The sequence below is a fragment of the Planococcus versutus genome, assembly GCF_001186155.3.
GTDB classification, from domain to species: domain Bacteria; phylum Bacillota; class Bacilli; order Bacillales_A; family Planococcaceae; genus Planococcus; species Planococcus versutus.
Window position 1 is genome coordinate 1522737 of the sequence record NZ_CP016540.2, and the last position, 22435, is coordinate 1545171.

A 22435-nucleotide genomic window follows, 5' to 3' on the forward strand; every position below is an offset into this window, starting at 1 on the left:
TTTTCTTATTTTTCTGAAATGTCAATTTGACAGTCTGCATTACTTTGTATAAGTTTAGTACGATAAGAACTATAAATTAACTGAGAAAATACATAACTACTCTGAAGTATGGTGACAATTTAATTTCTTAAAGGAGCTGTTTAAAATGGTCGAGAAACGAACACCACTACCCGTTGCAGATGCAGTAAGAAGAGTAGTAGAACAAGTTCGTTCAATCGGAACGGAACTAGTCTATTTACAAGAAAGCTACGGACGTATTTTAGCAGAACCAATCGTTGCGTCAAATGATGTCCCGCCTTTCGATCGTTCTCCTTACGATGGATTTGCTATTCGGTCGATAGATTCCAAAGGGGCATCAGGTGACAATCGTATTGCGTTTAAAGTGATTGATCACATTGGTGCGGGAGAAGTGTCGGCAAAAAAATTGCAAGCATTTGAAGCAATCCGGATTATGACAGGTGCGCAACTGCCAGAAGCAGCAGACGCTGTAGTAATGTTTGAACAAACCTTAGAAACCGCTAGAGACATTACAATTCGGAAGCCGTTCATACCATTAGAAAACATATCTCTGCAAGGAGAAGACCTTCAAAAAGGAGAAGTGGTGATTGAACAGGGCAGTTTTATTAATCCAGGAACAATCGCCTTACTGGCGACTTTTGGCTACTCTCAAGTATTGGTCTCAAAACAGCCGATTGTAGGCATTCTTTCGACTGGAACTGAATTATTAGCAGTTGAAGATGAGTTAGAACCGGGGAAAATACGAAATAGCAACGGTCCGATGATTGTAGCACAACTCAAAAGAATGGGTTTGCGCTGTAAAATGTATGGCATATCGGTTGATAAGTTAGAAGAAAGTTACCAAGTTGTTAAAAAAGCGGCAGAAGAAACAGATTGTCTCATTACTACAGGTGGTGTTTCGGTGGGAGATTTCGATTTTCTTCCTGCAATCTATAAAAAACTTGGAGCGCATGTGTTATTTAATAAAGTTTCCATGCGCCCAGGAAGCGTAACAACAGTCGCCATCGCAAATGGACGATTATTATTTGGTTTGTCCGGTAATCCATCTGCTTGTTTTACTGGTTTCGAATTATTTACACGTCCAGCACTGTTGAAAATGATGAGTGCAACAAAACTTTATATGCCCCACACGAAAGCGATACTTGGAGAAGACTTTACAAAAGCCAACCCATTTACTCGTTTTGTTCGCGCAGTTTATGATGGTGAAATCGTAACACCGGCCGGATTTAATAAATCGAATGCTGTGTCGTCTATTGCACGGGGCAATGCATTGATGGTCTTACCAGGTGGTTCACGAGGATACACGATTGGTGACTCTGTAGATGTCTTGCTTCTTGGTGTAGAAGAAGGATCTGACACGTGGCAGCTGTGAAAGTGCTTCAAATCGTCGGGTATAAAAATAGCGGAAAAACAACATTACTGCTAACTTTACTCAAACAAGCAAAACATGAAGGAAAAACTGTTTCGACGATCAAGCATCATGGACACGGTGGGGTTCTTGATATGCCGAACAATAAAACCGACAGCGTTCGTCAGTTTTCTGCTGGAGCAAATTGTTCTGTTGCTTATGGTGGTGGAATCATTCAGCTGCATCAACGAAAACAAAACGCAACACTTAATGAATTGATCACGCTTGCTTCTAGTGAAAATCCAGAACTGGTTTTAATTGAAGGGTTTAAAGAAGGAGCGTATGAAAAAATAGTTTTACTCAATTGTAAAGAGGACTGGATAACGCTTCAAAAGCTAGAGAATGTTCGATTAGTTATTTCATCAGAAGCAGTAGAACTGGACAAGATCCCAGTCATTCTTCAGAATGATTATAAGCAATTACATTCTTGGTTTATAAATTGGATGGATGGTGACAAACATGAAAGCATTTGAAATCGTAACAACCGCAATTGAACCTCAACTTTATGCAGACTATGTTTTGAGACCAGAAGCCGGAGCAGTCACGTTGTTTACAGGACACGTGCGCGAATGGACAAAAGGTGTGCGGACTTTGCATTTATCTTATGAAGCATATATACCAATGGCTGAGAAAAAATTAGCACAAATTGGTCAAGAAATTGAACAGCGCTGGGAAGGCACAAATGTAGCTATTGCTCACCGCATTGGTGAGTTGCAAATTAGTGACATCGCTGTTGTCATTGCAGTTTCTTCACCGCATCGAAAAACGGCTTATGAAGCAAATGAATATGCGATAGAACGAATTAAGGAAATTGTCCCAATTTGGAAAAAAGAAATTTGGGAAGATGGCGAAGAGTGGATTGGCAACCAAAAGAAAAAGCCAGAAGGAGGGTTCGCATGATTAACTTGCGTTATTTTGCAGGGCTCAAAGAACAAACAGGTGTTTCTGAAGAACAAGTAGATATGGCCGGTCATACAGTAGAAGAATTATGGCAATGGGCAACTGAAAAATATCCAGATTTCCAGTCGGGTGCAGCGCGTTTAGCTGTCAACGAAGAATATGCATTGCCAACAGACGTACTCGAGTCTGGAGATATTGTTGCTTTTATTCCACCGGTAAGCGGTGGGTGACATTGACTATTGGAATATTGCTGGCAGGTGGATTGTCTCGTCGGTTTGGTTCGCCAAAAGCCTTTGCTAAAATAGATGGAGAATTTTTTTATGAACATGCATATCGTGCTCTCGATCGCGTATGCGACGACATCATCATTGTTTCTAGACCGGAATTGCTGTCTCGTTTTCCTACTGAGTACGATGTCATCACAGATCTTGACTGGATTGCAGGAAAAGGTCCGCTTGCTGGTATTTTCTCAGGAATGACTGCCAAAAAAGCAGACAAATATGTGGTGTTGCCATGCGATATGCCATTTATTGGACCTACAGAAACAACAAAATTTGTTGCTTTAGCGGATAAAAAAGCAGATATTACAACTGTTTGGAATAGAAATGAAAGGATTCCGTTGTTTAGTATTTGGGACGGTTGCATCAAAGATTTGCTGCAAAACGAGCTAGAAGTTGGGCAATTGAGGGTTATGAAATTTATGGAAAAAGTGACAACTGAATGGATTGATACATCTGAAATTCATAAAGATCAACATGTTTTTCGCAACGTAAACTATCCGGATGACTAAAAAAGGAGATGGCATCATGACTTTAAACCCAGTACAGGATCAATTTCAACGTCCAATACGGGATTTGCGAATCTCGGTCACCGATCGTTGCAATTTCCGATGCTCATATTGTATGCCCAAAGAAGTTTTTGGGGATGATTATGCATTTTTGCCAAAGCAAGAATTATTATCATTTGAAGAAATTCATCGCCTAACCAAAGTTTTTGTGGCGATGGGCGTTAAAAAAATTCGATTAACCGGCGGAGAGCCGTTGATGCGCAGAGGCTTGCCAGAATTGGTTGAAAAAATTTTTTCCGTTGAAGGAGTCGAAGACATTGGTTTGACGACCAATGGATTGCTTCTTGGCAATCAGGCACAAGCTCTTTACGATGCAGGACTGCGACGTTTGAATATTAGTTTGGACGCATTAGATCCGGAGTTGTTTGGACAATTAAATGGTCGAGGAGTCGATCCTTCACATATTTTGAAACAAATCGATTTTGCGCAAAGAGTCGGATTTGAAATTAAGATCAATATGGTTGTTCAAAAAGATGTCAACGAACAAGAAATATTACCTATGACTGCTTATTTCAAAGAACGAGGCATAACGCTGCGCTTTATCGAGTTTATGGATGTTGGCAATGATAATGGTTGGAGCTTTAAAAAAGTAGTTACTAAAAAACAGATTTTAGAGAAGTTGCAAACCGTTTATCAATTAGAACCAGTGGATAAAGATTATTACGGAGAAGTAGCTAAGCGCTATCGCTTTGAAGAAGGAGAAGGTCAAGTCGGATTTATTACATCTGTTTCAGAATCTTTCTGTTCTTCTTGCACACGTGCGCGCCTTTCTTCTGATGGCAAGTTTTACACATGTTTGTTCGCAACCGGCCATTTTGACATTCGCGAATTGATTCGCGATGGCTTGAGTGATGAAGAACTATTTGAGAAAATATCTGCAGTTTGGGAACGTCGAGACGATCGTTACTCGGACGAGCGAACAGAGCTAACAGCGAAAAATCGAAACAAAATCGGTATGTCTTATATTGGTGGTTAAGTTATAGAAGAATAATAAAAAGGCGATTTCTAAAAAACTAGAAATCGCCTTTTTATACTAACTAAGTCTTTGGTTAACATCTTTTTTAGTTATAAAAATTAAATGTCTTCCGCATTTTTTATTTTCTCGAAACGAAAATCCGGAAATATCAGAAAACGTACACGTTGTGTCCATTTGGATTTGTAGAGAAGAAACTCCAGCAAGTAGGCATTGTTTTTTAACGATTTCTTGATTGTCAATATGGTACTTGTTTGTACGAGAGTTAAGATACATAAATTCATCGGCATAGCCTAAGTTTTCAAATCTTAAAAAGACGTCTCGATCGACTTCAAATTTTTGTTGGCTAATGGATGCGCCAAGTTGAATTTCCAAGTCAGTTGGATTGCATTTTTCGACTTGGATCAAGTGTTGGAGTAATTTTAACGTAATTTCTTTTACTGTGCCTTGCCATCCAGAATGAATAATTCCAATTAAACCTGTTTTTTTGTCATGGACAATGACAGGGACACAATCGGCTGAAAAGCTACATAAGATAATTCCAGAATCAAAGGTGTATAAGGCATCGGTGTCTGCAAAAGCTGAATTCCAGTCAAGAGCTCCGCATCCTTTATCAGCTGCTGCTACACGACGAAAATTCGCGCTATGTGTTTGTTGTGTACAAATGAAATCAGTAAGTAAAACGCCTAAAGAAGCTGCTAAATTCTCGCGGTTTTTTATAATCATTTGTGAATTTTCGCAAGCATGTAGCGCCATATTATTGTCTTCGGGCATGGTGCTGTTTTTTTGCGTCATTCCAGAAATAAATAGTTGATTGTTTGTATAAAATTTCGTTGTCATTTTTTATCACCTTTACTAAATATAAAACAAGCAAATCCGGATGTATAGCAATAGTCGAACAGTTAAATAAAAAAACAGTCCTAGCGCTGAAAAAGCGAAGGACTGTAAGTAAACAAATTTACGATTGTGTTGTAGATCGAGCAAGTGCTTCGTCAACTGCAACATATTCATAGCCGAGGTCTTTTGCAACAGCTTCATAAGTTACGTGACCGTTTGCTGTATTCACGCCAAGTTTTAATGCAGCATTTTCTGCTACTGCTTTTTGAATGCCTTTAGTAGCAATTTGAAGAGCATAGCCAACAGTAACATTTGTTAATGCAATTGTTGAAGTGCGTGGAACAGCGCCAGGCATATTCGCAACGGCATAATGAACCACATCGTGTTTTACATAAGTTGGGTTATCATGCGTTGTAATTTTGTCGCTTGTTTCAAAAATACCACCTTGGTCAATTGCGATGTCTACAATGACAGATCCAGGATTCATTGCTTTGACCATATCTTCTTTTACTAATTTAGGGGCTTTAGATCCTGGGATTAAAACAGCACCAATTACTAAATCAGAATCTTTCACAGATTCGGCAATATTCAACGGATTGGAGATCAACGTTGTTACATCAGTTCCAAAAATATCATCTAGTTGACGAAGGCGTTCTGGGCTTAAATCAATAATTGTTACTTGTGCACCAAGACCAATTGCCATTTTTGCTGCGTTTGTTCCCGCAACACCGCCACCAATAATTGTAACTTTGCCGCGTTGTACGCCAGGTACGCCTGATAATAATACGCCTTTTCCGCCATAAATTTTTTCAAGAAATTGTGCACCTACTTGAGTGGCCATTCGTCCAGCAACTTCACTCATTGGTGTTAGCAAGGGAAGTGTGCGGTTGATTGAAACGGTTTCATAAGCAAGCGCTGTCACTTTGTTATTAACAAGTGCTTGTGTTAATGCAGGTTCTGCTGCAAGGTGCAAATAAGTAAATAATAATAAGTCTTCACGGAAGTACTGATATTCTGAAGAAACAGGCTCTTTTACTTTCAAAACCATTTCAGCTGCCCAAGCTTCTGTAGCTGTCTCAACGATTTTAGCGCCAGTTGCTGTATAGTCAGCGTCTGTAAAGCTAGAACCTAGACCTGCAGTTGTTTCAATTAAAACTTCGTGACCTGCTCTTACAAAAGAATCGACACCGGCAGGCGTAATTGCTACACGATTTTCGTTATTTTTGATTTCTTTTGGAACTCCAATAATCATTATTATTTCCTCCTTAAAGCGAATGGTGTAGATATCCACAAGTATAGCGTAAAGCCTATTAGACTGCTTTGTACTAAATGCAGAAAATTAACTAAATCCTTTGTGGAAATATACAAAGAGTCACTTTTGAGTTAGTTTACGTACTTTCAAATCCAAGTAAATACTCAGTTTTTCATGGACATTAGTCAACTGAATTCCACCAATTTCTGATATGCGTTTGATGCGATAATGCAAAGTATTCGTATGAACATATAATTGTTTTGCTGCCTCGTTCATATTGCTATCATGTTGAATGTAAACTTCGAGTGTTTTTAGTAAATTGGCTTTGTGTAGCTGATCATAGGATTCGAGTTTTTCAATAGCTGGATGTTCGTTTCGTTTGTCGTGCCATTCGTGTTGGAGAAGATCCAAATAACGAAATGGGCCTAAACGATTAAAGTGAAAAACGGATTCAAGTTCTTGAGGGAAAAATTTTTTCATATCGAGTACTTTTCGAGCTTCTTTGTAACTCGCTTGTGCTTTGCTAAAATCAGAATAACTTGTGCCAGCACTTCCTTTGACACCTAAAATCGAAAAACGATTAGCAATTTCAGAAGTGAAATATACAATAAATTCTTCGAATGCGTTATTATTAATTTGAGAAAAGTGTGGAGAAGCAATTAAAATTAACGCGTTATCCATAACAACGAGAAAATGATTTGTGATTTTCTGGCTAGTTGTAATGAGATAAGCAATTTGTTCTTCCATTTTCCGTGATATGTCTTGCTCAAATTGAAAAACGAGAACAGTGAAACAATCTGGTATTTTCAATTTCAACTCGTGAAATTTCCCATGAATTTCATCTCGGTTTTGATAGTCTCCAGTCAATAACTGCCATAGAAAGTCTTGATAATCCTCTTCTTTTCGCTTTCGGTTTTGATAGAGTTTTGCCATCAACGGTGCCGCAGCAGAAGCTGCGTCTTTCAACATCTCTAATTGTTTATCGTTCAATTTTTTAGGTCCTTCAACAATCCAAATATATCCTAATATTTCAGTGTTTTTCCGAATAGCAATAGCCACACGATCGCGTAGTCCAATATCTTCAATATGTGGAATACGCACTGCGTGTTCTGCTTTCATCAATTTTGGAATAATGTCTTCTTTCCATAAACGATTGATGACGTTTTCAGGAACACGTTGTGAAACAATGGTACCGATTCGTGCAAGATCTGCATCTACTCCATGAGAACTATAGGCATGCAAGCGATGATTAGTATCTTCAATGGTCGTAGGACAATGCAAACACTCTTGAATACTATCCACTAACTCTTTCAAATCAAAAAATGGTTTTTTAAATAGATTTTCAAGTGACAGTTCTTCCATAGAGCAACTCCTTAAGCAATTCGATTTATCTTAATATGATTTAGTAGGTTTATCATTAAGTATAACGAAAGTTGGGAACTTACTCTAGAAAAGTCAACTGTGAAATTGTTTTAAAAGCGTGGTAAATATGGATTTCAGTCCAATACAGATAAACTAAGAGCTTAACAAAAATACCTGTAACAACAGTTAGTAAAAGGAGAGGATAAATTTATGAATAAGCAACAAAAGATAGCATTGCCTCGTTCCGTATGGGAGCGTTTTTTTGATAAAATATCTCTTATTCTTTTCTTAAGCGCCGTATTGTATGTAATAACAAAGTTCGGATCAACACCAGCCCAAGTCCCAGTACATTATGATGGGACCGGAAAAGTCGACAGCTGGGGAAGTAAAAGTGAACTCTTCATTTTGCCACTAGTGGGAGTCTTCTTATGGATAGGGATGACAATACTTGAAAAATATCCTCATACCTATAATTATTTAAATTTAAAAGAAGATAACAGGGAAACGCAATACAAAAACGGACGATTAATGGTCAATGTTTTGAAAAATGAAATTGTGATCTTGTTTAGTTTTATTATCGTCCAAGATATTCGCATTGCCATCGGAACGGCTGAAGGATTAGGGATTTTCTTTGTGCCAATATATCTTGTTATTATTTTCTCTACGGTGTTGTTTTTTATAATTCGAATGCTTCGTAATTAAACTAAACTTTGAAAGAAATTCGATTTGGTAATAGTTTGTTCACATTTGCTTTGTATACTAAATGTATAAAAGTCGTTGGAGGATGATGAAGATGAGTAGAAACTTATGTTGTGCAATCCGAAAAATCCGAACAGCTAGTGAAATCGTTGAAAGTTTAAAGAAAAAAGGAATCGATGCAGAGCTGTGTAAAAAAATAGCAATTTAATACTAACTACTAAACCCCCGTTAGTTAAATTAACTAACGGGGGTTTAGTAGTTTAATTAATAGCTTAATGCTTTTTCATACATCCATCTTTTTAAGTTACCGATCGAGTGAAAAGAGATGGCTTCTCCAGTTTCTCTATGTTCTGCTTTAACGATGACGTCAAATTCATTGGGAGTAAACAACCAGCCGTCCTCCACTAATGCACGCGCCATTTTTATAATCATACTCGAGCCTCTAATCGATTCTAGATTCATATTGACCATCTCCTTTGTCAGTAGTTACATTCTATTGTATGTTATTTACCGGAATATTTGAATTATTTTCTTGTTTTATGATAGCATTCTTCATTTCAATTCTATTCCCAGTCTTTGAAAAATCCAAACAATTTGTTTTTACTAGTTAAAAAAGAGCTGTCACAGAATGTGACAGCTCTAAAACGAATCATCGACTATTTTTGCGAGCGGAAATTTTCTTGTTTTTGCTAAGTTGTTCGACGATGACTCTAACAGCTTTGTCGATATACGGATCTTTTCCGGGATCGATTGAAGGTTTGGTAAAACAACGATATTTCATAATTTCATAATAATCGTACATACTGTTTTCCAATAAGATGCCTTTATCGACTAAAAAAGTAGAGTTAAGAATGCTTTCTAATGCAGCTTCGTCTTGTTCAATAATGAGCAATGAATTTAATGAAGTGAAATCTCCATCACTCATGCCATTTTCGTAAAACGCATGAAGTGTAGCCATTCGCTTTTTTGTTAAGTTGAGAATTTGTTCATAGAGTTCTGGACAAGTGCATTTTAGTTGACTTAAATAAATTTCAGAAGAATACACAGCACAAAAAACCGTTTGTTCAAAAACAGCAGGTAGTCGTTGTTTATATGAATAACGAGGATTACTAATAAATTCATTGGTTCTTGTTATATATTCAATATAAATTTCTGTAAGTTCAAGAATGATGTCTTCTTTAGATGCGAAAAAATTATACAAAGATGCTCGGCTAATGCCCATTAAATAAGCTAAGTCTTGAATAGTTAACGTAAGAAATCCTTCGATACGAATTGTATCAATAATTTTTACAGTATAAGAGCGTCGCATAATCCGTCGTTCCCCAGGTGAGATTTTTCGCATTTAAAACACCTCCATCTTTGTGAAAATTATAACACAAGAAATTGCATAGTTATGACTATTTTTTTGCATGTTTAACATAAGATATTTTGTGGGTAAACAAAGTAGATGTGATATGCACAATAGGCAATGATTTTTTAGGGGAAAACAATCCATAAATAGAAAGGAAGTTTTTTTAACATGACAAAAACAGCAGTAGTTACTGGAGCTAGCAGTGGAATTGGTCAAGCAACAGCAAAAGAGTTAGCAGCAAAAGGTTATCATGTCGTTCTTGCAGCCAGACGCGAAAAACGTTTAATGGAATTGCAGAAAGAAATTGAAACTGCTGGAGGCACAGCAGAATATAAAGTAACCGATGTGACATCAGCAGATGAAATGGATTCATTAATCCAGGCTAGCTTGAAAAAAAATGGAACAATTGATGTACTGGTAAATAATGCAGGTCTTATGCCACTATCGTTTATGAATAAATTGAAAATAGATGAATGGGACCGTATGGTTGATGTCAACGTTAAAGGCGTTCTTTACGGAATAGCAGCTGTTCTTCCAGTTATGGAAAAGCAAAAATCTGGTCACATTTTAACTATTTCTTCAGTCGCAGGACACAGCGTAACTAAAGGAAGTGCAGTTTATAGTGGCACCAAGTTTGCAGTGCGCGCAATTTCAGAAGGATTGCGTCAAGAAATCGATCCCTCACATGAAATTCGCGTGACAATCGTGTCACCAGGTGCAGTAGAAACTGAGTTAACAACTACTATTACAGATGATGATATTTTAACAGCTTTTAAAGAAGGTCCACAAATGGAAATGCTCAAAGCGCAAGACATTGCAAACGCTATTGCATATGCCGTGGAGCAACCTGCTTATGTGGATGTTAATGAAATTCTAATACGTCCAAGACAACAACCGTAAACAAAAACGAATGGAGACGATATTGTATGAAAACCGATTTTTCAAAAATTTATATAAATGGTGAATGGATCCAAGGATCGAGCGACAACCAAATGAAAAATACCAATCCATTTACTGGGAAAGAAATTGTCACAACACAAGCAGCAGATAAAAGCGATTTAGATGCAGCTTACAAAGCGGCCGCCGAGGCACAAGTAGCTTGGTCAAAAGAACTGCCACAAACAAAACGTGCTGTAATCGAAAAAGCAATGGAAGTTATGTTAGAAAATAAAGAAATGATTATCGACTTACTTATTGAAGAAGCTGGCAGCACAGTTATTAAAGCGACTGTTGAATTTGGCGCATCAATTAATATCTTAAAAGAAGCGGCAACTTTCCCTTACCGTATGGAAGGGAAAATTTTACCGTCACAACAAGCCGGCAAAGAAAATCGTGTATACCGCAATTCCTTAGGCGTCATTGGCATCATTAGTCCGTGGAACTTCCCGCTACATTTAGCCATTCGTTCGATAGCACCTGCATTAGCTACAGGTAACGCAGTCGTCATTAAACCTGCAACAGATACACCTATTACAGGAGGATTGTTATTCGCAAGTATCTTCGAAGCAGCAGGACTGCCAAAAGGCTTATTAAACGTTATTGTTGGCCGTGGATCTGAAATTGGAGACGAAATTGTTACTCATCCAACACCTCGGTTAATTTCTTTTACAGGATCAACACCTGTCGGAAAGCACATTGGTGAACTAGCAGGTGGTGCATTGAAGAAAACAGCATTAGAACTTGGTGGAAACAACAACTTTATCGTGTTGAACGATGCCAATATCGACCAAGCAGTAGATTCTTCGTTATTTGGTAAATTTTATCACCAAGGTCAAATTTGTATGTCCATTAATCGAATTTTTGTTCATAAAGACATCTACGATGAATTCGCTGAACAATTTATTGAACGTGCTAAAAAATTGAAATTTGGAGATCCAACAGATAAAGATACACAAGTTGGACCGCTGATTAACCGCGATCAAGTAGATCGTATCCTTACAGACGTTAAAGCAAGTGTCGAACAAGGTGCGAAAATTCGTCTTGGCGGAAAAGCCGATGGCAACGTTCTTGAACCAACAGTATTGACAAATGTGACAAATGAAATGCCACTCGCAAAAAATGAGATTTTCGGACCTGTGGCAATTTTGATTCCTTTTGAAAGTGATGAAGAAGTAGTGAAAATGGCAAACTTTTATCCGTTTGGATTGAGTGGGGCTGTTCACTCTTCAAACATTGAGCGTGGTACGAACATTGCGCATCAAATTCATACAGGAATGATTCATGTGAATGATCAATCGGTTAACGACGAAGCACACATGCCATTCGGTGGCGAAAAAGATTCGGGTCTTGGACGCTTTAACGGTCAATGGGTATTAGAAGAGTTTACAACGTTAAAATGGTTGTCCGTTCAACATGAACGTCGTGAATATGGACCATTCGTAAACAATACAAAAAAATAATAACGTTAAATTCGGCATCCTCGCTTTGAGGGTGCTTTTTTTAAAAGACGAATAATTTTATACAATTGCAAATGTTCTCAACGACATGCAAAATTAAAAAAGTAGATGAATAAGAGACAGGAGTTGTAAGCAATGGCTAAATGGTTTCCTTACCTATATGTTTGCAATGAAGCCACTAGAAAAGTTGCGTTTTGAAAAAATTCGTTCAAACCTTGTTGAAAAAGCAAGCGGGCATGTATTGAAATCGGTTTTGGCACTGGCGCAAACTTTCGCTATTACACGAATGTTAAACAAGTAGATGCTATTGAACCAATCTCGAAATGAGCAAACAAGCGACGAACAGATTAATCAAGCGCGAGCTGCTATTTGTATATACCAAGCAAAAGCAGAAAGCTGCCTTTTGAAGAAAATCGGTTTGATTCGGTTGTTGCGACGTTGGTTTTTTGTACGATTCCTAACCAGAACGGGCACTTCAAGAAATAATTAGAACAAGTAAACCAGGCGCAAGAATATTGTTATTCGAACACGTGAAAATGGATCGAAATTTGATGGCGAAAACGCAACAAGCACTAACTCCAATGTGGAAAAAAGTATGTGATGGTTGTCATTTGGATCGTGATACACTCATGTTAGTAGAACAATCAGGATTAGAAGTGCAAAACATAACATCATACTACGGAGGGCTTTTTTTAACAATTGAATGTCAAAACCCACTTGTTTTCAGCGGCTTACAAATAATTGGTTTATGCATAGAAAAAGAGTAAACTATTAAAAATGAACTATTTTTTAGGAGTGAAAGAATGAATGGTATAATGGTATTTTTTATTGTCATCATTACAATAGGACTTTTATTAGTGGCTTATGGCATTAAAAATAAAGCATTAGCAGCACTTCTTTTCGGTGGTGGGGCATTACTAGCACCTTTACTTTACCTTACAGAATTGAGGTTTTGATGCCGATGATACCCGCAGTGGTTATGTTAATTCTTTATTTCGTAGAGAAAAAATCAATACTACCTAAAAATAAATAATTTATTGTACCTTTAGAAGAAAATACGTTGATCCATTAAAAAAGGTTTTATCGCTGTTTCACTTCTGAATTTCTAGAAGTGGTTTTTTTATGAGAAATAGTTTGTAAACACATAAAAGACACAAATCGCAATCCATCATGTAAAAAGTGAACTAATTACCGGTTACTTACGTAGTATAGGTAAGAGAAATAAATGGAAAGCTGTTTATTATTTCTTGAAATAAGATTTTAAGAAACAGAATAAAAAGAAAAGTTTTTCCTGTAGCGGGAAGTATAGTAAGCTAGTAATATGAAATACGTGAAAAAGGAGATACAGAATGGAGAATAGTACCGATACAAGCTTATATTTGCGAGTTAGTAAACAGACAAAGACGCACTCGAACAATTATACGACCGCTACGAAAAAATCCTTTTTTCTTTTTTATATAAGATGGTTGAAGATCGTGGGTTAGCAGAAGAAGCCTTGCAAGAAGTCTTCATCAAAATCTGGCGTGGCAAAGGGATTTATGACGAAAGTAAGGGAAATTTACTTCTTGGTTATTCCGAATGGCACAGAATACAGCAATTGACTTAATACGTAAACGAAAAAACCAACGGTTCCAATTGAAGAAGCAGCACAAATGGTCAGTAATGATACCCAGTTGAAGAACAAATGGTTTGGCAAGAAAAGAAAACACAAATAGAAATGGCCGTACAACATTTATCGGCAGAGCAGCAAAAAATGGTTGATTTATTTTATTTTAAAGGACATACACATGAAGTCATCGCAGAAATGTGTGATATTCCACTAGGAACTGTAAAGAGTCGGATTCGACTAGCTTTAAAAAAATTAAAAACATCACTGCACGAGATGCAGGAAAGGGGGGCTTACGATGACTAATATAGATTGCGAGTATTTAGTAGATTATTTGAACGGCACATTGCCTAAAGAAGAAACTGTGCAATTTGAGCAACACTTGAAAACTTGTACCGAATGCCAAGAAATAGTAGAAGCTACAAGCGAGCTCCCTTATCTTGCGGATCCAGTGGAACCACCGACAGATATGAAAGCGCGAATTTTGTCTAACGTCTTTGAAGAAGATGTAGAAAAAGACAAACAACCTGGAGCATTAAAACCTGCCATGTCTCCAATACCTATTCACAAAAATAAACGCAAAGAAAATGGTTGGAAACCACTTCTTGCAGCAGTATTTACTGTTGTCGCTTGTGGGCAATGCTTATGCATTTTTTCAGCTGTCAGACCAAGAGAGTGAGACTGAAACGGCTATCCAGTCGATTCAATTACAGTCAAATGAGACATTTACGGGAACTGCCACAGCAGCAATGATCGAAGAAGAAGTGCTGTAAATTTGGTTGTACAAGCAGATCAATTAACCGAACTTGAAGCCAGTCAAGTTTATCAAGTTTGGCTGATCAAAGATGGTAAGCCAGTTCCAGCTGGAGCATTTTCACCTAATCCTAACGGAGAAGGCGCAAGTTATTACCAGATTGAAGATGCAGCGAAAGATTGGGATACGATTGCTATTACATTAGAACCGAATACAGGGAATGTTTCTCCTAAAGGTGAAATCGTCTTAAGTTCCGAGATTTAACTGATCGCTAAAGCGATCAGTTTTTTTATTTTATTTACTAAGTAAATTATACTTTGACATTTTCCTTGAAATTTAGTACATTATCATATGGACGAACAATAATGAGGTATATAGATATATCATTCGTGTATAGGAGTGTAAATAATGGAAAATGTATTTGATTACGAAGATATTCAATTAGTTCCTGCAAAAGCAATAGTGAACAGTCGCTCAGAGTGTGATGCGACAGTCGAATTTGGTGGACGTACGTTTAAATTACCAGTTGTTCCAGCCAATATGCAAACCATTGTAGACGAAAAACTTGCAGGGTATTTAGCGGAAAACAATTATTTTTATATTATGCATAGATTTGAGCCGGAAAAACGTTTGGCTTTCGCAAAAGACATGCAACAACGTGGGCTTTTCGCGTCAATAAGTGTCGGTATCAAACCAGAAGAATATGATTTTGTTCAATTATTAGCTGATGAACAGGTTATACCTGAATATATCACGATTGATGTGGCTCATGGTCATTCGAATGCCGTGATCGATATGATTCATCATGTGAAGAAACTGATCCCGAACAGTTTTTTAATCGCGGGGAACGTTGGAACTCCAGAAGCAGTTCGTGAATTAGAGCATGCAGGAGCAGATGCTACAAAAGTTGGGATTGGACCAGGAAAAGTTTGTATTACCAAAATCAAAACTGGATTTGGCACTGGCGGCTGGCAATTGGCGGCACTTCGATGGTGTGCAAAAGCTGCAAGCAAGCCAATTATTGCAGATGGTGGCATTCGAACGCACGGCGACATTGCCAAATCAGTTCGTTTTGGCGCTTCAATGGTAATGATTGGTTCTCTATTTGCCGGACACGAAGAATCACCTGGTGAGACAATTGAACAAGACGGCAAACTATTAAAAGAATATTTTGGATCAGCTTCAGAGTTCCAAAAAGGGGAAAAGAAAAACGTCGAAGGCAAGAAAATGTTTGTCGAGTATAAAGGTTCGTTAAAAGATACATTAGTTGAAATGGAACAAGATCTTCAATCAGCTATTTCATATGCAGGTGGAGATAAACTAATGGCAATCCGAAATGTGGACTATGTTATCGTAAAAAACTCCATTTTCAATGGTGATAAAGTTTATTAATGACAAAAATCCCTCATCTAATTGATTGAGGGATTTTTTTTGACTTTATCCATATATACAAAGCAGTGATTAAAACGATACTAAAAAAACTACATTGAACGATTTTTGGAACAAACTGAATAATGCCATAGACAGTTGCTAGTTCCACTATTACCGCAGGAATTTTGCCGAGTGAACTGGCAATCCAAAATGATCTTGCGCGGATTAAAGTTAAAGCGGCACCAGCAGTTACAAAACCTGAAGGCACAAAAGGCAGTAAACGCAATAATATCACAAGACTGAATACTTGTTTAGTAGATTGTAGTTGGAATTTTGTCCAAAACCTGTGATGGAGCCATTTAGGATTTGCTTTTGAAAATCCGTATCGATATAAGTGAAACCCAAGCAAAGCACTAGCTATTTCACCAATCAATGTTAAAATAGCACCGCCATAAAGACCAAAAAATTGGATGTTAACTGCAGTGATTAATACACTCGGTACAAAGCCCAGCGCGCCTACGGCTAAATTGACGGGTAAAAGTAAGAAGAATTCCAGTAAAACAGATCCATTTACGATAGCAGTACTTCCTTTCTTGTTTGTTGTTTTGCAGACAATAAACAATTGTGCTGTTATTTTACCATGTTGAGCTCGACTTAAGGATGCTCTATATTTAAACTAAAAAAGACTATATTAAGCCTATTTTGACTTGTATGATAAGTGAGACAGTCAAATACTGACAAAATTCGAAGATGAGGAGTGAAGATTTGCTGAACCAAAAACGCATTCGAGATTTTGGAATAGAAATTGGCAACTTGAAAACAGGAAAGCTCAACGCGATTACCGATGTAGCAGGTGTTTCAGTTGGTCATGTCACATTAAGCGAAGGCAATATGCAAACAGGTGTAACTGCGATTATTCCGCATACGGGAGATTTGTTCCATGAAAAATTGATTGCTTCGAGCCATGTGATTAATGGTTTTGGAAAAACCACAGGAACTATTCAGTTGGGAGAACTTGGAACACTTGAAACACCGATTGTTTTGACGAATACATTAAATGTTGGCACAGCAACAAATGCTGTGATTGACTATATGTTGGAGAAAAACCCAGAGATCGGCACTACAACCGGAACCGTTAATGCCGTTATTGGAGAATGCAATGACATGTTTTTAAACGATGTGAGAGCTCGCTTTGTCAAAGAAGCAGATGTACACAAAGCACTGAACGAGACAAGTATGGAATTTGAAGAAGGAGCGGTCGGAGCAGGTCGTGGCATGCTTTGTTACTCTTTAAAAGGCGGCATTGGCTCAGCTTCTCGAGTCATCACAGCAACAAATGTAGACTACACGATTGGTGTGCTAGTGCTATCAAACTTTGGCATGCTTAGTGATTTGATCATTGATGGCAATCCTATAGGTAAAAAATTAAAGAAAAAGATTTTACAATCGCTCGAAGAACAAGATAAAGGTTCTGTGATGATTGTTGTGGCGACAGACCTTCCAGTGTCTGAGCGCCAATTGAATCGTATATTAAAGCGCTCAGTAACAGGTCTGTCGCGTACAGGTTCGATTATTACTAATGGCAGTGGTGAAATCGTACTGGGTTTTTCAACTGCAACTAAAATTCCGCATATGAAACCAGCACAATGTTTGACTATCAAAACCATTCACGAAGAAGATATCGATCAAGCATTTAGAGCGGTAGGCGAAGCGACAGAAGAAGCTGTGTTAAATTCAATGATAACCGCTGAAGTGGTGGTAGGTCGAGATGGCAACAGCAGACCTACATTAAAAAACTTACTTGAAAAGTACGATATAATATTTAGTCCACGTTAAGCTATGGGTACTTCAGGTTAAATGCAATGAATTTATTAAAAAAATAGTTTTTTGTTTACAATTTACAGAATTGTCTGTAGTCTAATAGTGATAACATAAGTAGTTTTTTAATGAAAAAGTAAAGTTAGTAGGTGCAAAGACTTTTTCATGCTTTTGATTGGTTATGCAAAGTTTAGGATGCAGCTATGCGAACGAACAGTAAAAGGTGGTGTTCTAATGAGCAGGAAATATTGCTCGTATATTTCAGCTACTCTCTGTTTCTTAACTTTATTGCCTTTGACGTTAGCGGCGATTCATTGGTTACAGGGACCGCTTGAATTTCTTTTAAGTGTTCATCCGCATTTACCGTGCCTGCTTAGTGGGTTAGGCGTAATTGCAGCGTTGTTTGGTAAAAAAGGAGATTGGAAATTCAATCTTATTTTGTTCAATACGTTGAGTTTAAGCTTGCATCTTATTTTGATAACTAATTTGAGCATTTTTTAAGTAAAGATGAGGCATGCATAGATGTTGCTGTCTCATCTTTTGCGATTTATACTAAAAGTGAAATTTTTTTATGTGAGTAAAATAAAACATTAGGAGAATACTGATGGTTTTTAGAGAAGCTACACCAGCGGATGCTGAACAATTAAATCAATTGATGAAACACGTAGAGGAGTCGAATATGATGATGTTCGACCCAGGTGAAAGAAAAACCACTAAAGGAATTTTAGAAAAATTGCTTGCTCAACAAACTAGAACTTCAGTGATCTTAGTAGTAGAACTGGAATGCAAGTTAGTTGGTTATTTGTTTGCGATAGGAGAAGAAATAAATCGAAAGCGTCATGCTGTGTATATTGCAATGAGTATTCATGAAAGACAGCGTGGCAAAAGAATTGGTTTAAAACTACTTAAGAAAGTAGAGTTTTGGGCGTGTGAGAAGAATATTCGCCGTATGGAACTGACAGTGATTGAATCTAATCTAGCAGCTATTTCTTTGTATGAAAAAACAGGATTCGAAATCGAAGGAATCAAACGTCATTCGTTGAAGATTAATGGAGAGTTTGTAAATGAACTATACATGTCAAAATTAGTATAAAAAAGATCGTTGAGCAAAGAATAGTTGAAATTGACCAAAATTCATCCTTGTTGCCATGCTGTTTTTTACAGGAGTTGATTTTTTAGCGATGGGCTTAATCGCAAATAAAGAAAGTCATCAAATAGCGCTTTATCTTTTTGTGTAAAAAGAATTACAGCCAGGGGATAAACTGACGGTGTCAATGAGGATTAGTATAAGTACAAGGTATAAAAGTCTAGAGCAGTTGATTGGCGAGGCGGCTAGTTCAATGTATGAATTTAAGCACAATGTAAGAAATCATGTGACCGCTTATTTTGAAATAAGTGAACGGGTCTTTAGTAAATCGTATATGAGGAATATAGGGAAATGGTAAAACAGTCGCTGAAGTGTAGTGGCTGTTTTTGTGTGACGGCGCTTGTCGGATCTACACGGGCGCTTACGCTTTTGAGTGTCCAGCTTCAGCGCCCAGGTCCTCGAGTCGCTTCAGCTTTACCACAATGGCTGAAAAACGCCATTGCCGGTAAAGCTTCCAGCGCTTGTCGGACCTACACGGGCGCTTGTGCTTTTGAGTGTCCAGCTTCAGCGCCTAGGTCCTCGAGTCGCTTCAGCTTTACCACAATGGCTGAAAAACGCCATTGCCGGTAAAGCTTCCAGCGCTTGTCGGACCTACACGGGCGCTTACGCTTTTCTTAAACCCAACAAAAGCTTTGAAATTGAGTTAAAATAGAAGAAGAGGTTTGGGTTTGATTAAATTGTTTTACTACATAGGAGTCATTAGATTGGATCAACATTATTATTAGGAGGCCATTCATGAATAGTTTCATTGTTATGCAAGGAGAGACGTACCACGAAGAGCGAAATGCAGGACTTCTTTGGACACCGCAGATGGATAAATCGGGAATGGTGCCACATTCTTGGAACCGTATGCAAGAAGTTAAAAAAGGAGATATCGTTTTTCATTATGTGAAAGGATTTGTAGTGGCTATTAGTCGTGTTCAAGAAGATTGTACGAAAAGTATAATACCCAAAAAGTTCAACGAACATCAAGGTGAAGAAGCGGCGTTTATCAGTTATGTTGCTTACCGAGAATTGGAATACCCATTGCACGTAAAGAATTTCTTCCAAGAAATTGAACCGTTATTGCCAATGAAGTATTCAGCATTTCAAGAAGATGCAGGTGGCAACTCTGGTTATTTGTATCCGTGTAATGAAGAATTAGCGATAAAGTTGTTAGAATTGATAAGTTCATTAAATATTTTCACGCTCGAAGTCGAACAATTGGAATTATCAATGGAAGTCATCAAGAAAACCGGACATGATCCATTGCTTAGTTTAATTGCAGAAGCAGAGCTGGAAATCAAAACGAAGATGCGTCGGGGGAAAGCGCAATTTAGAGAAAGTTTATTGCCACTTTGGAATGGAGAATGTCCACTTTGCGGAATTGCGATTGGAGAAGTGCTAAGAGCAACACATGCCAAACCTTGGAAAGACAGTTCAACATCAGAGCGATTAGATCCCTATAATGGTGTGTTGCTATGTGCCAATCATTGTGCATTGTATTTGGCTGGATATATCGCATTTACTGGGGGAGGACGTCTCCATATCTCAAGCCAAATTCCCGAGGAAGATTACTCGATTTATCGGTTGAAAAAAAACTTAAAAATAACTGTATCACCAGAACATGCATCTTATTTAAGATGGCACAAACGAGTCGTATTTGCCGAACCGCGCAAAGTGAAACTACGAAAAAATGAAAACGGAATGATTTGAATGCATCTTTTGTCTTGTAGGATGTGCTACACTAAAACAAAGTGAATAATCATGCAGAAAAAAGGTGCTGATTCGTCAGCATAACAGGGAACTCGGTTACATTCCGAGGCTGTTTCCGCAACTGTAAGTGCGTATGAAATAAGAAAACACCACTGTTTAGATTGAACAGCTAAACGGGAAGGTTCTTAAAGTAAATCGATGCACAAGCCAGGAGACCTACCTTTTTTTGAACGTATTTTTACTCTTCGGAAGATAAGGGAATCATACGGCACGTCTCTATTTTTGACTGCTCGAGTATGTCTTTAAATAGTTATGCCGCCGTCCTCTTTTGAGGGCGGCTTTTTGCTGTTTGGAGAGCGTTCAATGCAGTGATTTTCACCAACTAAAAGTGAGGTGAGAAGATGAAAAAAGATATGCGGTTTCTTTGTTATCCATTTATGCGTGAATCTGCAGCAACTGTAGATTTTGAAATTCGAACCGACTCGTTAACTACACGGATTGGGGAAGCTTTGTCATTAACAAAGGATATTGAAGTGATTCAACGAGACTTGCAGATACTACAACCCATGGCGTATCATTTGAACGGCTCTGTTCGCGGGAAAGTGGCTATACAGGATGAAGATTTGCAAATGTTAAGTAATATGTATGATTATTATGTAAACTTCACAAGAGACAAAATTGGCAATTTTGTTTTGCCACAAGGAACGCATGCTGCTTGTGTTTTGCACGTCTGTCGCAGTGAAGCGAAAAAATCCGTTCGTGCTCTACATAAAGTAAGCGTAGAACGAGACGTGCCTGAAATTCTTTTCAATTATGCGCATCTGCTAGCCAATGTTTTGTTTACAATGGCTGTGTATGTTAATCAACATCATGGCGTGGAAGAAATTCCATTTGTCAGCAAGTCTTATCCAACGAGACCAAAAAAGAAAGAAGTGACCAAAAGCTAATGAAAATATCTTTATTTAAGTTCGCATCCATCGGTGTAATGGCATTAACTCTTAGTGCGTGTCAGTCTGACACAACAGAAAAATCAGAAACCGAAACTAAACCAAAAGAACAAACAAGTTATACAGTTACTGACGACTTAGACAATGCATTAACATTTGAAACAGTTCCTGCTACTGTGGTTTCTTTAATTCCAAGCAACACGGAAATATTGTATGAAATTGGAGCTGGTGATAAATTAATTGGCGCAACTGATTATGACACATATCCAGCTGAAGCTGCAGAAGTTGAACGAGTTTCTGACTCAGTTGTTTTTAATGCAGAGCGTATTATCGAATTAGATCCAGATGTCGTGATTGGTTATTCGACAGGTGCACCAACAGGTTATGAAGAATTAGAAGCTGCGGGTATTCAAGTGTTTGTTATTGAATCTGCCGAATCTTTTGAAGATGTTTATGGAGATATTGAACAAATTTCAACGGTTATGGGGCTTGAAGATAAAGGTGAAGAAGTAAACGACTCAATCAAAGAACAAATTGAAAAAGTACAAGAAAAAGTTGAATCGATCGATGCAACAAAACAACTATATTTTGAAATTAGTCCTTCTCCGGAACTTTATACGGCAGGAGAAAAAACTTTCCAACAAGAAATATTAAATCATGCAAATGTTGAAAACATTTTTGGTGATCTTGAAGGATGGCCGAAAATTTCTGAAGAAGAAGTAATTAAGCGCAATCCCAAAATCATTACAACAACGGTTTCGTATACAGACGATCCAATAGAAGAGATTAAAGCGCGTCAAGGGTGGAGCGACATCGAAGCTATTCAAAATGACCAAGTCTTTTTCTTAGATGCAGACATCACTTCACGTCCTGGACCAAGAATTGGAGAAGCTGTTGAGTTAGTTGCTGAAACTGTTTATCCTGAAGCATTTAAATAAAAACGATAAAAGCGGCTGTTTCATAAGGCTATAAAAAAACAAACGGAGAAAAAGAGTTTCTTTTTCTCCGTTTGTTTTTTAAAACTTCAAGAAGACTGATGAGAGTGAAGACAACA

At 37.7% G+C, this 22435-nt stretch carries 30 protein-coding genes and 1 riboswitch; of the genes, 24 read left to right on the top strand and 6 right to left on the bottom strand.

Annotated features, from left to right (window positions below; genetic code table 11):
- Positions 1-145 precede the first annotated feature (145 nt).
- Genes I858_RS07730 through moaA form a run of 6 tightly spaced genes read left to right on the top strand, consistent with a single transcriptional unit; the run spans position 146 to position 4149 of the window.
- Positions 146-1390, top strand: a complete 1245-nt coding sequence (locus I858_RS07730) for a molybdopterin molybdotransferase MoeA (RefSeq protein ID WP_065524080.1) — start codon at positions 146-148, stop codon at positions 1388-1390.
- The gene (gene mobB / locus I858_RS07735; RefSeq protein WP_065524079.1) at positions 1378-1899 is read left to right on the top strand and encodes a molybdopterin-guanine dinucleotide biosynthesis protein B; all 522 of its coding nucleotides are present in this window, start codon (positions 1378-1380) and stop codon (positions 1897-1899) included. The genes I858_RS07730 and mobB overlap by 13 nt, the downstream gene beginning before the upstream one ends.
- Positions 1886-2326, top strand: a complete 441-nt coding sequence (locus I858_RS07740; RefSeq protein ID WP_065524078.1) for a molybdenum cofactor biosynthesis protein MoaE — start codon at positions 1886-1888, stop codon at positions 2324-2326. Before mobB ends, I858_RS07740 begins: the two co-directional genes overlap by 14 nt.
- A complete protein-coding gene (moaD, locus tag I858_RS07745) occupies positions 2323-2556 on the top strand; it encodes a molybdopterin converting factor subunit 1 (protein ID WP_065524077.1) in 234 nt (77 codons plus the stop codon). The genes I858_RS07740 and moaD overlap by 4 nt, the downstream gene beginning before the upstream one ends.
- Positions 2553-3116 (top strand): molybdenum cofactor guanylyltransferase, encoded by a 564-nt coding sequence (gene mobA / locus I858_RS07750; RefSeq protein ID WP_239457232.1) that lies wholly within the window; start codon positions 2553-2555, stop codon positions 3114-3116. The genes moaD and mobA overlap by 4 nt, the downstream gene beginning before the upstream one ends.
- A 16-nt stretch (positions 3117-3132) precedes the next feature.
- A complete protein-coding gene (gene moaA, locus I858_RS07755; protein ID WP_065524075.1) occupies positions 3133-4149 on the top strand; it encodes a GTP 3',8-cyclase MoaA in 1017 nt (338 codons plus the stop codon).
- 57 nt (positions 4150-4206) lie between these two features.
- Here moaA and I858_RS07760 read toward each other — a convergent pair whose 3' ends face one another.
- The 3 genes from I858_RS07760 to I858_RS07770 all read right to left on the bottom strand — a co-directional run bounded on the left by I858_RS07760 (position 4207) and on the right by I858_RS07770 (position 7597).
- Positions 4207-4986: a purine nucleoside phosphorylase YfiH/LACC1 family protein gene (locus I858_RS07760; protein ID WP_065524074.1), complete on the bottom strand. Its 780-nt coding sequence runs from the start codon at positions 4984-4986 to the stop codon at positions 4207-4209.
- A gap of 118 nt (positions 4987-5104) precedes the next feature.
- The gene (gene ald / locus I858_RS07765) at positions 5105-6235 is read right to left on the bottom strand and encodes an alanine dehydrogenase (RefSeq protein ID WP_065524073.1); all 1131 of its coding nucleotides are present in this window, start codon (positions 6233-6235) and stop codon (positions 5105-5107) included.
- 120 nt (positions 6236-6355) lie between these two features.
- Positions 6356-7597, bottom strand: a complete 1242-nt coding sequence (locus tag I858_RS07770; RefSeq protein WP_065524072.1) for a PucR family transcriptional regulator — start codon at positions 7595-7597, stop codon at positions 6356-6358.
- A gap of 210 nt (positions 7598-7807) precedes the next feature.
- Here I858_RS07770 and I858_RS07775 point away from each other — a divergent pair, with 210 nt between their 5' ends.
- Positions 7808-8299, top strand: coding sequence for a DUF1648 domain-containing protein (locus I858_RS07775; protein ID WP_065524071.1), 492 nt, complete (start codon positions 7808-7810; stop codon positions 8297-8299).
- A gap of 261 nt (positions 8300-8560) precedes the next feature.
- Here the strand turns inward: I858_RS07775 and I858_RS07780 are convergent, their stop codons facing one another.
- Positions 8561-8758, bottom strand: coding sequence for a hypothetical protein (locus tag I858_RS07780; protein WP_065524070.1), 198 nt, complete (start codon positions 8756-8758; stop codon positions 8561-8563).
- 187 nt (positions 8759-8945) lie between these two features.
- A complete protein-coding gene (locus I858_RS07785) occupies positions 8946-9638 on the bottom strand; it encodes a TetR/AcrR family transcriptional regulator (protein WP_065524069.1) in 693 nt (230 codons plus the stop codon).
- 177 nt (positions 9639-9815) lie between these two features.
- Between I858_RS07785 and I858_RS07790 the strand changes: the two genes are divergently transcribed.
- The 11 genes from I858_RS07790 (at position 9816) to guaC (ending at position 15795) form a co-directional block, all read left to right on the top strand.
- Complete coding sequence (locus I858_RS07790; RefSeq protein WP_065524068.1) at positions 9816-10547, top strand: SDR family oxidoreductase; 732 nt, start codon at positions 9816-9818, stop codon at positions 10545-10547.
- Positions 10548-10573: 26 nt separating this feature from the next.
- A complete protein-coding gene (locus tag I858_RS07795) occupies positions 10574-12046 on the top strand; it encodes an aldehyde dehydrogenase family protein (RefSeq protein ID WP_065524067.1) in 1473 nt (490 codons plus the stop codon).
- Positions 12047-12212: 166 nt separating this feature from the next.
- Entirely contained in the window at positions 12213-12344 is a 132-nt protein-coding gene (locus I858_RS17590) for a hypothetical protein (RefSeq protein ID WP_338046078.1), read from the top strand.
- 68 nt (positions 12345-12412) lie between these two features.
- Positions 12413-12529, top strand: a complete 117-nt coding sequence (locus tag I858_RS17595) for a methyltransferase domain-containing protein (protein ID WP_338046079.1) — start codon at positions 12413-12415, stop codon at positions 12527-12529.
- Between the two features lie 50 nt (positions 12530-12579).
- Positions 12580-12810 carry a hypothetical protein gene (locus I858_RS17600; RefSeq protein ID WP_338046080.1) on the top strand — a complete coding sequence of 77 codons (231 nt, stop codon included), beginning with the start codon at positions 12580-12582 and terminating at the stop codon, positions 12808-12810.
- Between the two features lie 36 nt (positions 12811-12846).
- A complete protein-coding gene (locus I858_RS16960; RefSeq protein ID WP_157886490.1) occupies positions 12847-12999 on the top strand; it encodes a hypothetical protein in 153 nt (50 codons plus the stop codon).
- Between the two features lie 506 nt (positions 13000-13505).
- Entirely contained in the window at positions 13506-13649 is a 144-nt protein-coding gene (locus tag I858_RS17605; RefSeq protein WP_338046081.1) for a hypothetical protein, read from the top strand.
- A 78-nt stretch (positions 13650-13727) separates the two neighbouring features.
- Positions 13728-13955, top strand: a complete 228-nt coding sequence (locus I858_RS17610) for a sigma factor-like helix-turn-helix DNA-binding protein (protein ID WP_338046082.1) — start codon at positions 13728-13730, stop codon at positions 13953-13955.
- Entirely contained in the window at positions 13948-14328 is a 381-nt protein-coding gene (locus I858_RS17335) for an anti-sigma factor family protein (protein ID WP_239457233.1), read from the top strand. The genes I858_RS17610 and I858_RS17335 overlap by 8 nt, the downstream gene beginning before the upstream one ends.
- 96 nt (positions 14329-14424) lie before the next feature.
- Positions 14425-14667 (top strand): anti-sigma factor, encoded by a 243-nt coding sequence (locus I858_RS17340; protein ID WP_239457235.1) that lies wholly within the window; start codon positions 14425-14427, stop codon positions 14665-14667.
- A gap of 144 nt (positions 14668-14811) precedes the next feature.
- Positions 14812-15795 carry a GMP reductase gene (gene guaC, locus I858_RS07815; RefSeq protein ID WP_065524062.1) on the top strand — a complete coding sequence of 328 codons (984 nt, stop codon included), beginning with the start codon at positions 14812-14814 and terminating at the stop codon, positions 15793-15795.
- Between the two features lie 13 nt (positions 15796-15808).
- On the opposite strand, the gene I858_RS07820 is transcribed toward guaC, so the two are convergent.
- Positions 15809-16396: a TVP38/TMEM64 family protein gene (locus I858_RS07820; RefSeq protein WP_157886491.1), complete on the bottom strand. Its 588-nt coding sequence runs from the start codon at positions 16394-16396 to the stop codon at positions 15809-15811.
- 143 nt (positions 16397-16539) lie between these two features.
- Between I858_RS07820 and I858_RS07825 the strand changes: the two genes are divergently transcribed.
- The 6 genes from I858_RS07825 to I858_RS07850 all read left to right on the top strand — a co-directional run bounded on the left by I858_RS07825 (position 16540) and on the right by I858_RS07850 (position 22319).
- The gene (locus tag I858_RS07825) at positions 16540-17610 is read left to right on the top strand and encodes a DmpA family aminopeptidase (RefSeq protein ID WP_083553683.1); all 1071 of its coding nucleotides are present in this window, start codon (positions 16540-16542) and stop codon (positions 17608-17610) included.
- A 216-nt stretch (positions 17611-17826) separates the two neighbouring features.
- A complete protein-coding gene (locus tag I858_RS07830) occupies positions 17827-18093 on the top strand; it encodes a hypothetical protein (RefSeq protein ID WP_065524060.1) in 267 nt (88 codons plus the stop codon).
- Positions 18094-18196: 103 nt separating this feature from the next.
- Entirely contained in the window at positions 18197-18685 is a 489-nt protein-coding gene (locus I858_RS07835; RefSeq protein WP_065524059.1) for a GNAT family N-acetyltransferase, read from the top strand.
- Between the two features lie 789 nt (positions 18686-19474).
- A complete protein-coding gene (locus I858_RS07840) occupies positions 19475-20434 on the top strand; it encodes an HNH endonuclease (RefSeq protein WP_065524058.1) in 960 nt (319 codons plus the stop codon).
- Between the two features lie 44 nt (positions 20435-20478).
- Positions 20479-20672, top strand: a riboswitch (cobalamin riboswitch).
- Positions 20673-20835: 163 nt separating this feature from the next.
- Positions 20836-21381 (top strand): hypothetical protein, encoded by a 546-nt coding sequence (locus I858_RS07845; protein ID WP_065524877.1) that lies wholly within the window; start codon positions 20836-20838, stop codon positions 21379-21381.
- Positions 21381-22319 (top strand): ABC transporter substrate-binding protein, encoded by a 939-nt coding sequence (locus tag I858_RS07850; RefSeq protein WP_065524876.1) that lies wholly within the window; start codon positions 21381-21383, stop codon positions 22317-22319. The genes I858_RS07845 and I858_RS07850 overlap by 1 nt, the downstream gene beginning before the upstream one ends.
- Positions 22320-22435: the final 116 nt, after the last annotated feature.

Excerpts from the sequence above, each read along its gene's own strand:
- I858_RS07730 (WP_065524080.1), top strand. The coding sequence starts at position 146 with ATGGTCGAGAAACGAACACCACTACCCGTTGCAGATGCAGTAAGAAGA.
- I858_RS07740 (WP_065524078.1), top strand. The coding sequence starts at position 1,886 with ATGAAAGCATTTGAAATCGTAACAACCGCAATTGAACCTCAACTTTAT.
- moaD (WP_065524077.1), top strand. The coding sequence starts at position 2,323 with ATGATTAACTTGCGTTATTTTGCAGGGCTCAAAGAACAAACAGGTGTT.
- moaA (WP_065524075.1), top strand. The coding sequence starts at position 3,133 with ATGACTTTAAACCCAGTACAGGATCAATTTCAACGTCCAATACGGGAT.
- I858_RS07760 (WP_065524074.1), bottom strand. The coding sequence starts at position 4,986 with ATGACAACGAAATTTTATACAAACAATCAACTATTTATTTCTGGAATG.
- ald (WP_065524073.1), bottom strand. The coding sequence starts at position 6,235 with ATGATTATTGGAGTTCCAAAAGAAATCAAAAATAACGAAAATCGTGTA.
- I858_RS07770 (WP_065524072.1), bottom strand. The coding sequence starts at position 7,597 with ATGGAAGAACTGTCACTTGAAAATCTATTTAAAAAACCATTTTTTGAT.
- I858_RS07775 (WP_065524071.1), top strand. The coding sequence starts at position 7,808 with ATGAATAAGCAACAAAAGATAGCATTGCCTCGTTCCGTATGGGAGCGT.
- I858_RS07780 (WP_065524070.1), bottom strand. The coding sequence starts at position 8,758 with ATGAATCTAGAATCGATTAGAGGCTCGAGTATGATTATAAAAATGGCG.
- I858_RS07785 (WP_065524069.1), bottom strand. The coding sequence starts at position 9,638 with ATGCGAAAAATCTCACCTGGGGAACGACGGATTATGCGACGCTCTTAT.
- I858_RS07790 (WP_065524068.1), top strand. The coding sequence starts at position 9,816 with ATGACAAAAACAGCAGTAGTTACTGGAGCTAGCAGTGGAATTGGTCAA.
- I858_RS07795 (WP_065524067.1), top strand. The coding sequence starts at position 10,574 with ATGAAAACCGATTTTTCAAAAATTTATATAAATGGTGAATGGATCCAA.
- I858_RS17590 (WP_338046078.1), top strand. The coding sequence starts at position 12,213 with ATGAAGCCACTAGAAAAGTTGCGTTTTGAAAAAATTCGTTCAAACCTT.
- I858_RS17600 (WP_338046080.1), top strand. The coding sequence starts at position 12,580 with ATGGATCGAAATTTGATGGCGAAAACGCAACAAGCACTAACTCCAATG.
- I858_RS16960 (WP_157886490.1), top strand. The coding sequence starts at position 12,847 with ATGAATGGTATAATGGTATTTTTTATTGTCATCATTACAATAGGACTT.
- I858_RS17605 (WP_338046081.1), top strand. The coding sequence starts at position 13,506 with ATGGTTGAAGATCGTGGGTTAGCAGAAGAAGCCTTGCAAGAAGTCTTC.
- I858_RS17610 (WP_338046082.1), top strand. The coding sequence starts at position 13,728 with ATGGTTTGGCAAGAAAAGAAAACACAAATAGAAATGGCCGTACAACAT.
- I858_RS17335 (WP_239457233.1), top strand. The coding sequence starts at position 13,948 with ATGACTAATATAGATTGCGAGTATTTAGTAGATTATTTGAACGGCACA.
- guaC (WP_065524062.1), top strand. The coding sequence starts at position 14,812 with ATGGAAAATGTATTTGATTACGAAGATATTCAATTAGTTCCTGCAAAA.
- I858_RS07830 (WP_065524060.1), top strand. The coding sequence starts at position 17,827 with ATGAGCAGGAAATATTGCTCGTATATTTCAGCTACTCTCTGTTTCTTA.
- I858_RS07835 (WP_065524059.1), top strand. The coding sequence starts at position 18,197 with ATGGTTTTTAGAGAAGCTACACCAGCGGATGCTGAACAATTAAATCAA.
- I858_RS07840 (WP_065524058.1), top strand. The coding sequence starts at position 19,475 with ATGAATAGTTTCATTGTTATGCAAGGAGAGACGTACCACGAAGAGCGA.
- I858_RS07845 (WP_065524877.1), top strand. The coding sequence starts at position 20,836 with ATGAAAAAAGATATGCGGTTTCTTTGTTATCCATTTATGCGTGAATCT.
- I858_RS07850 (WP_065524876.1), top strand. The coding sequence starts at position 21,381 with ATGAAAATATCTTTATTTAAGTTCGCATCCATCGGTGTAATGGCATTA.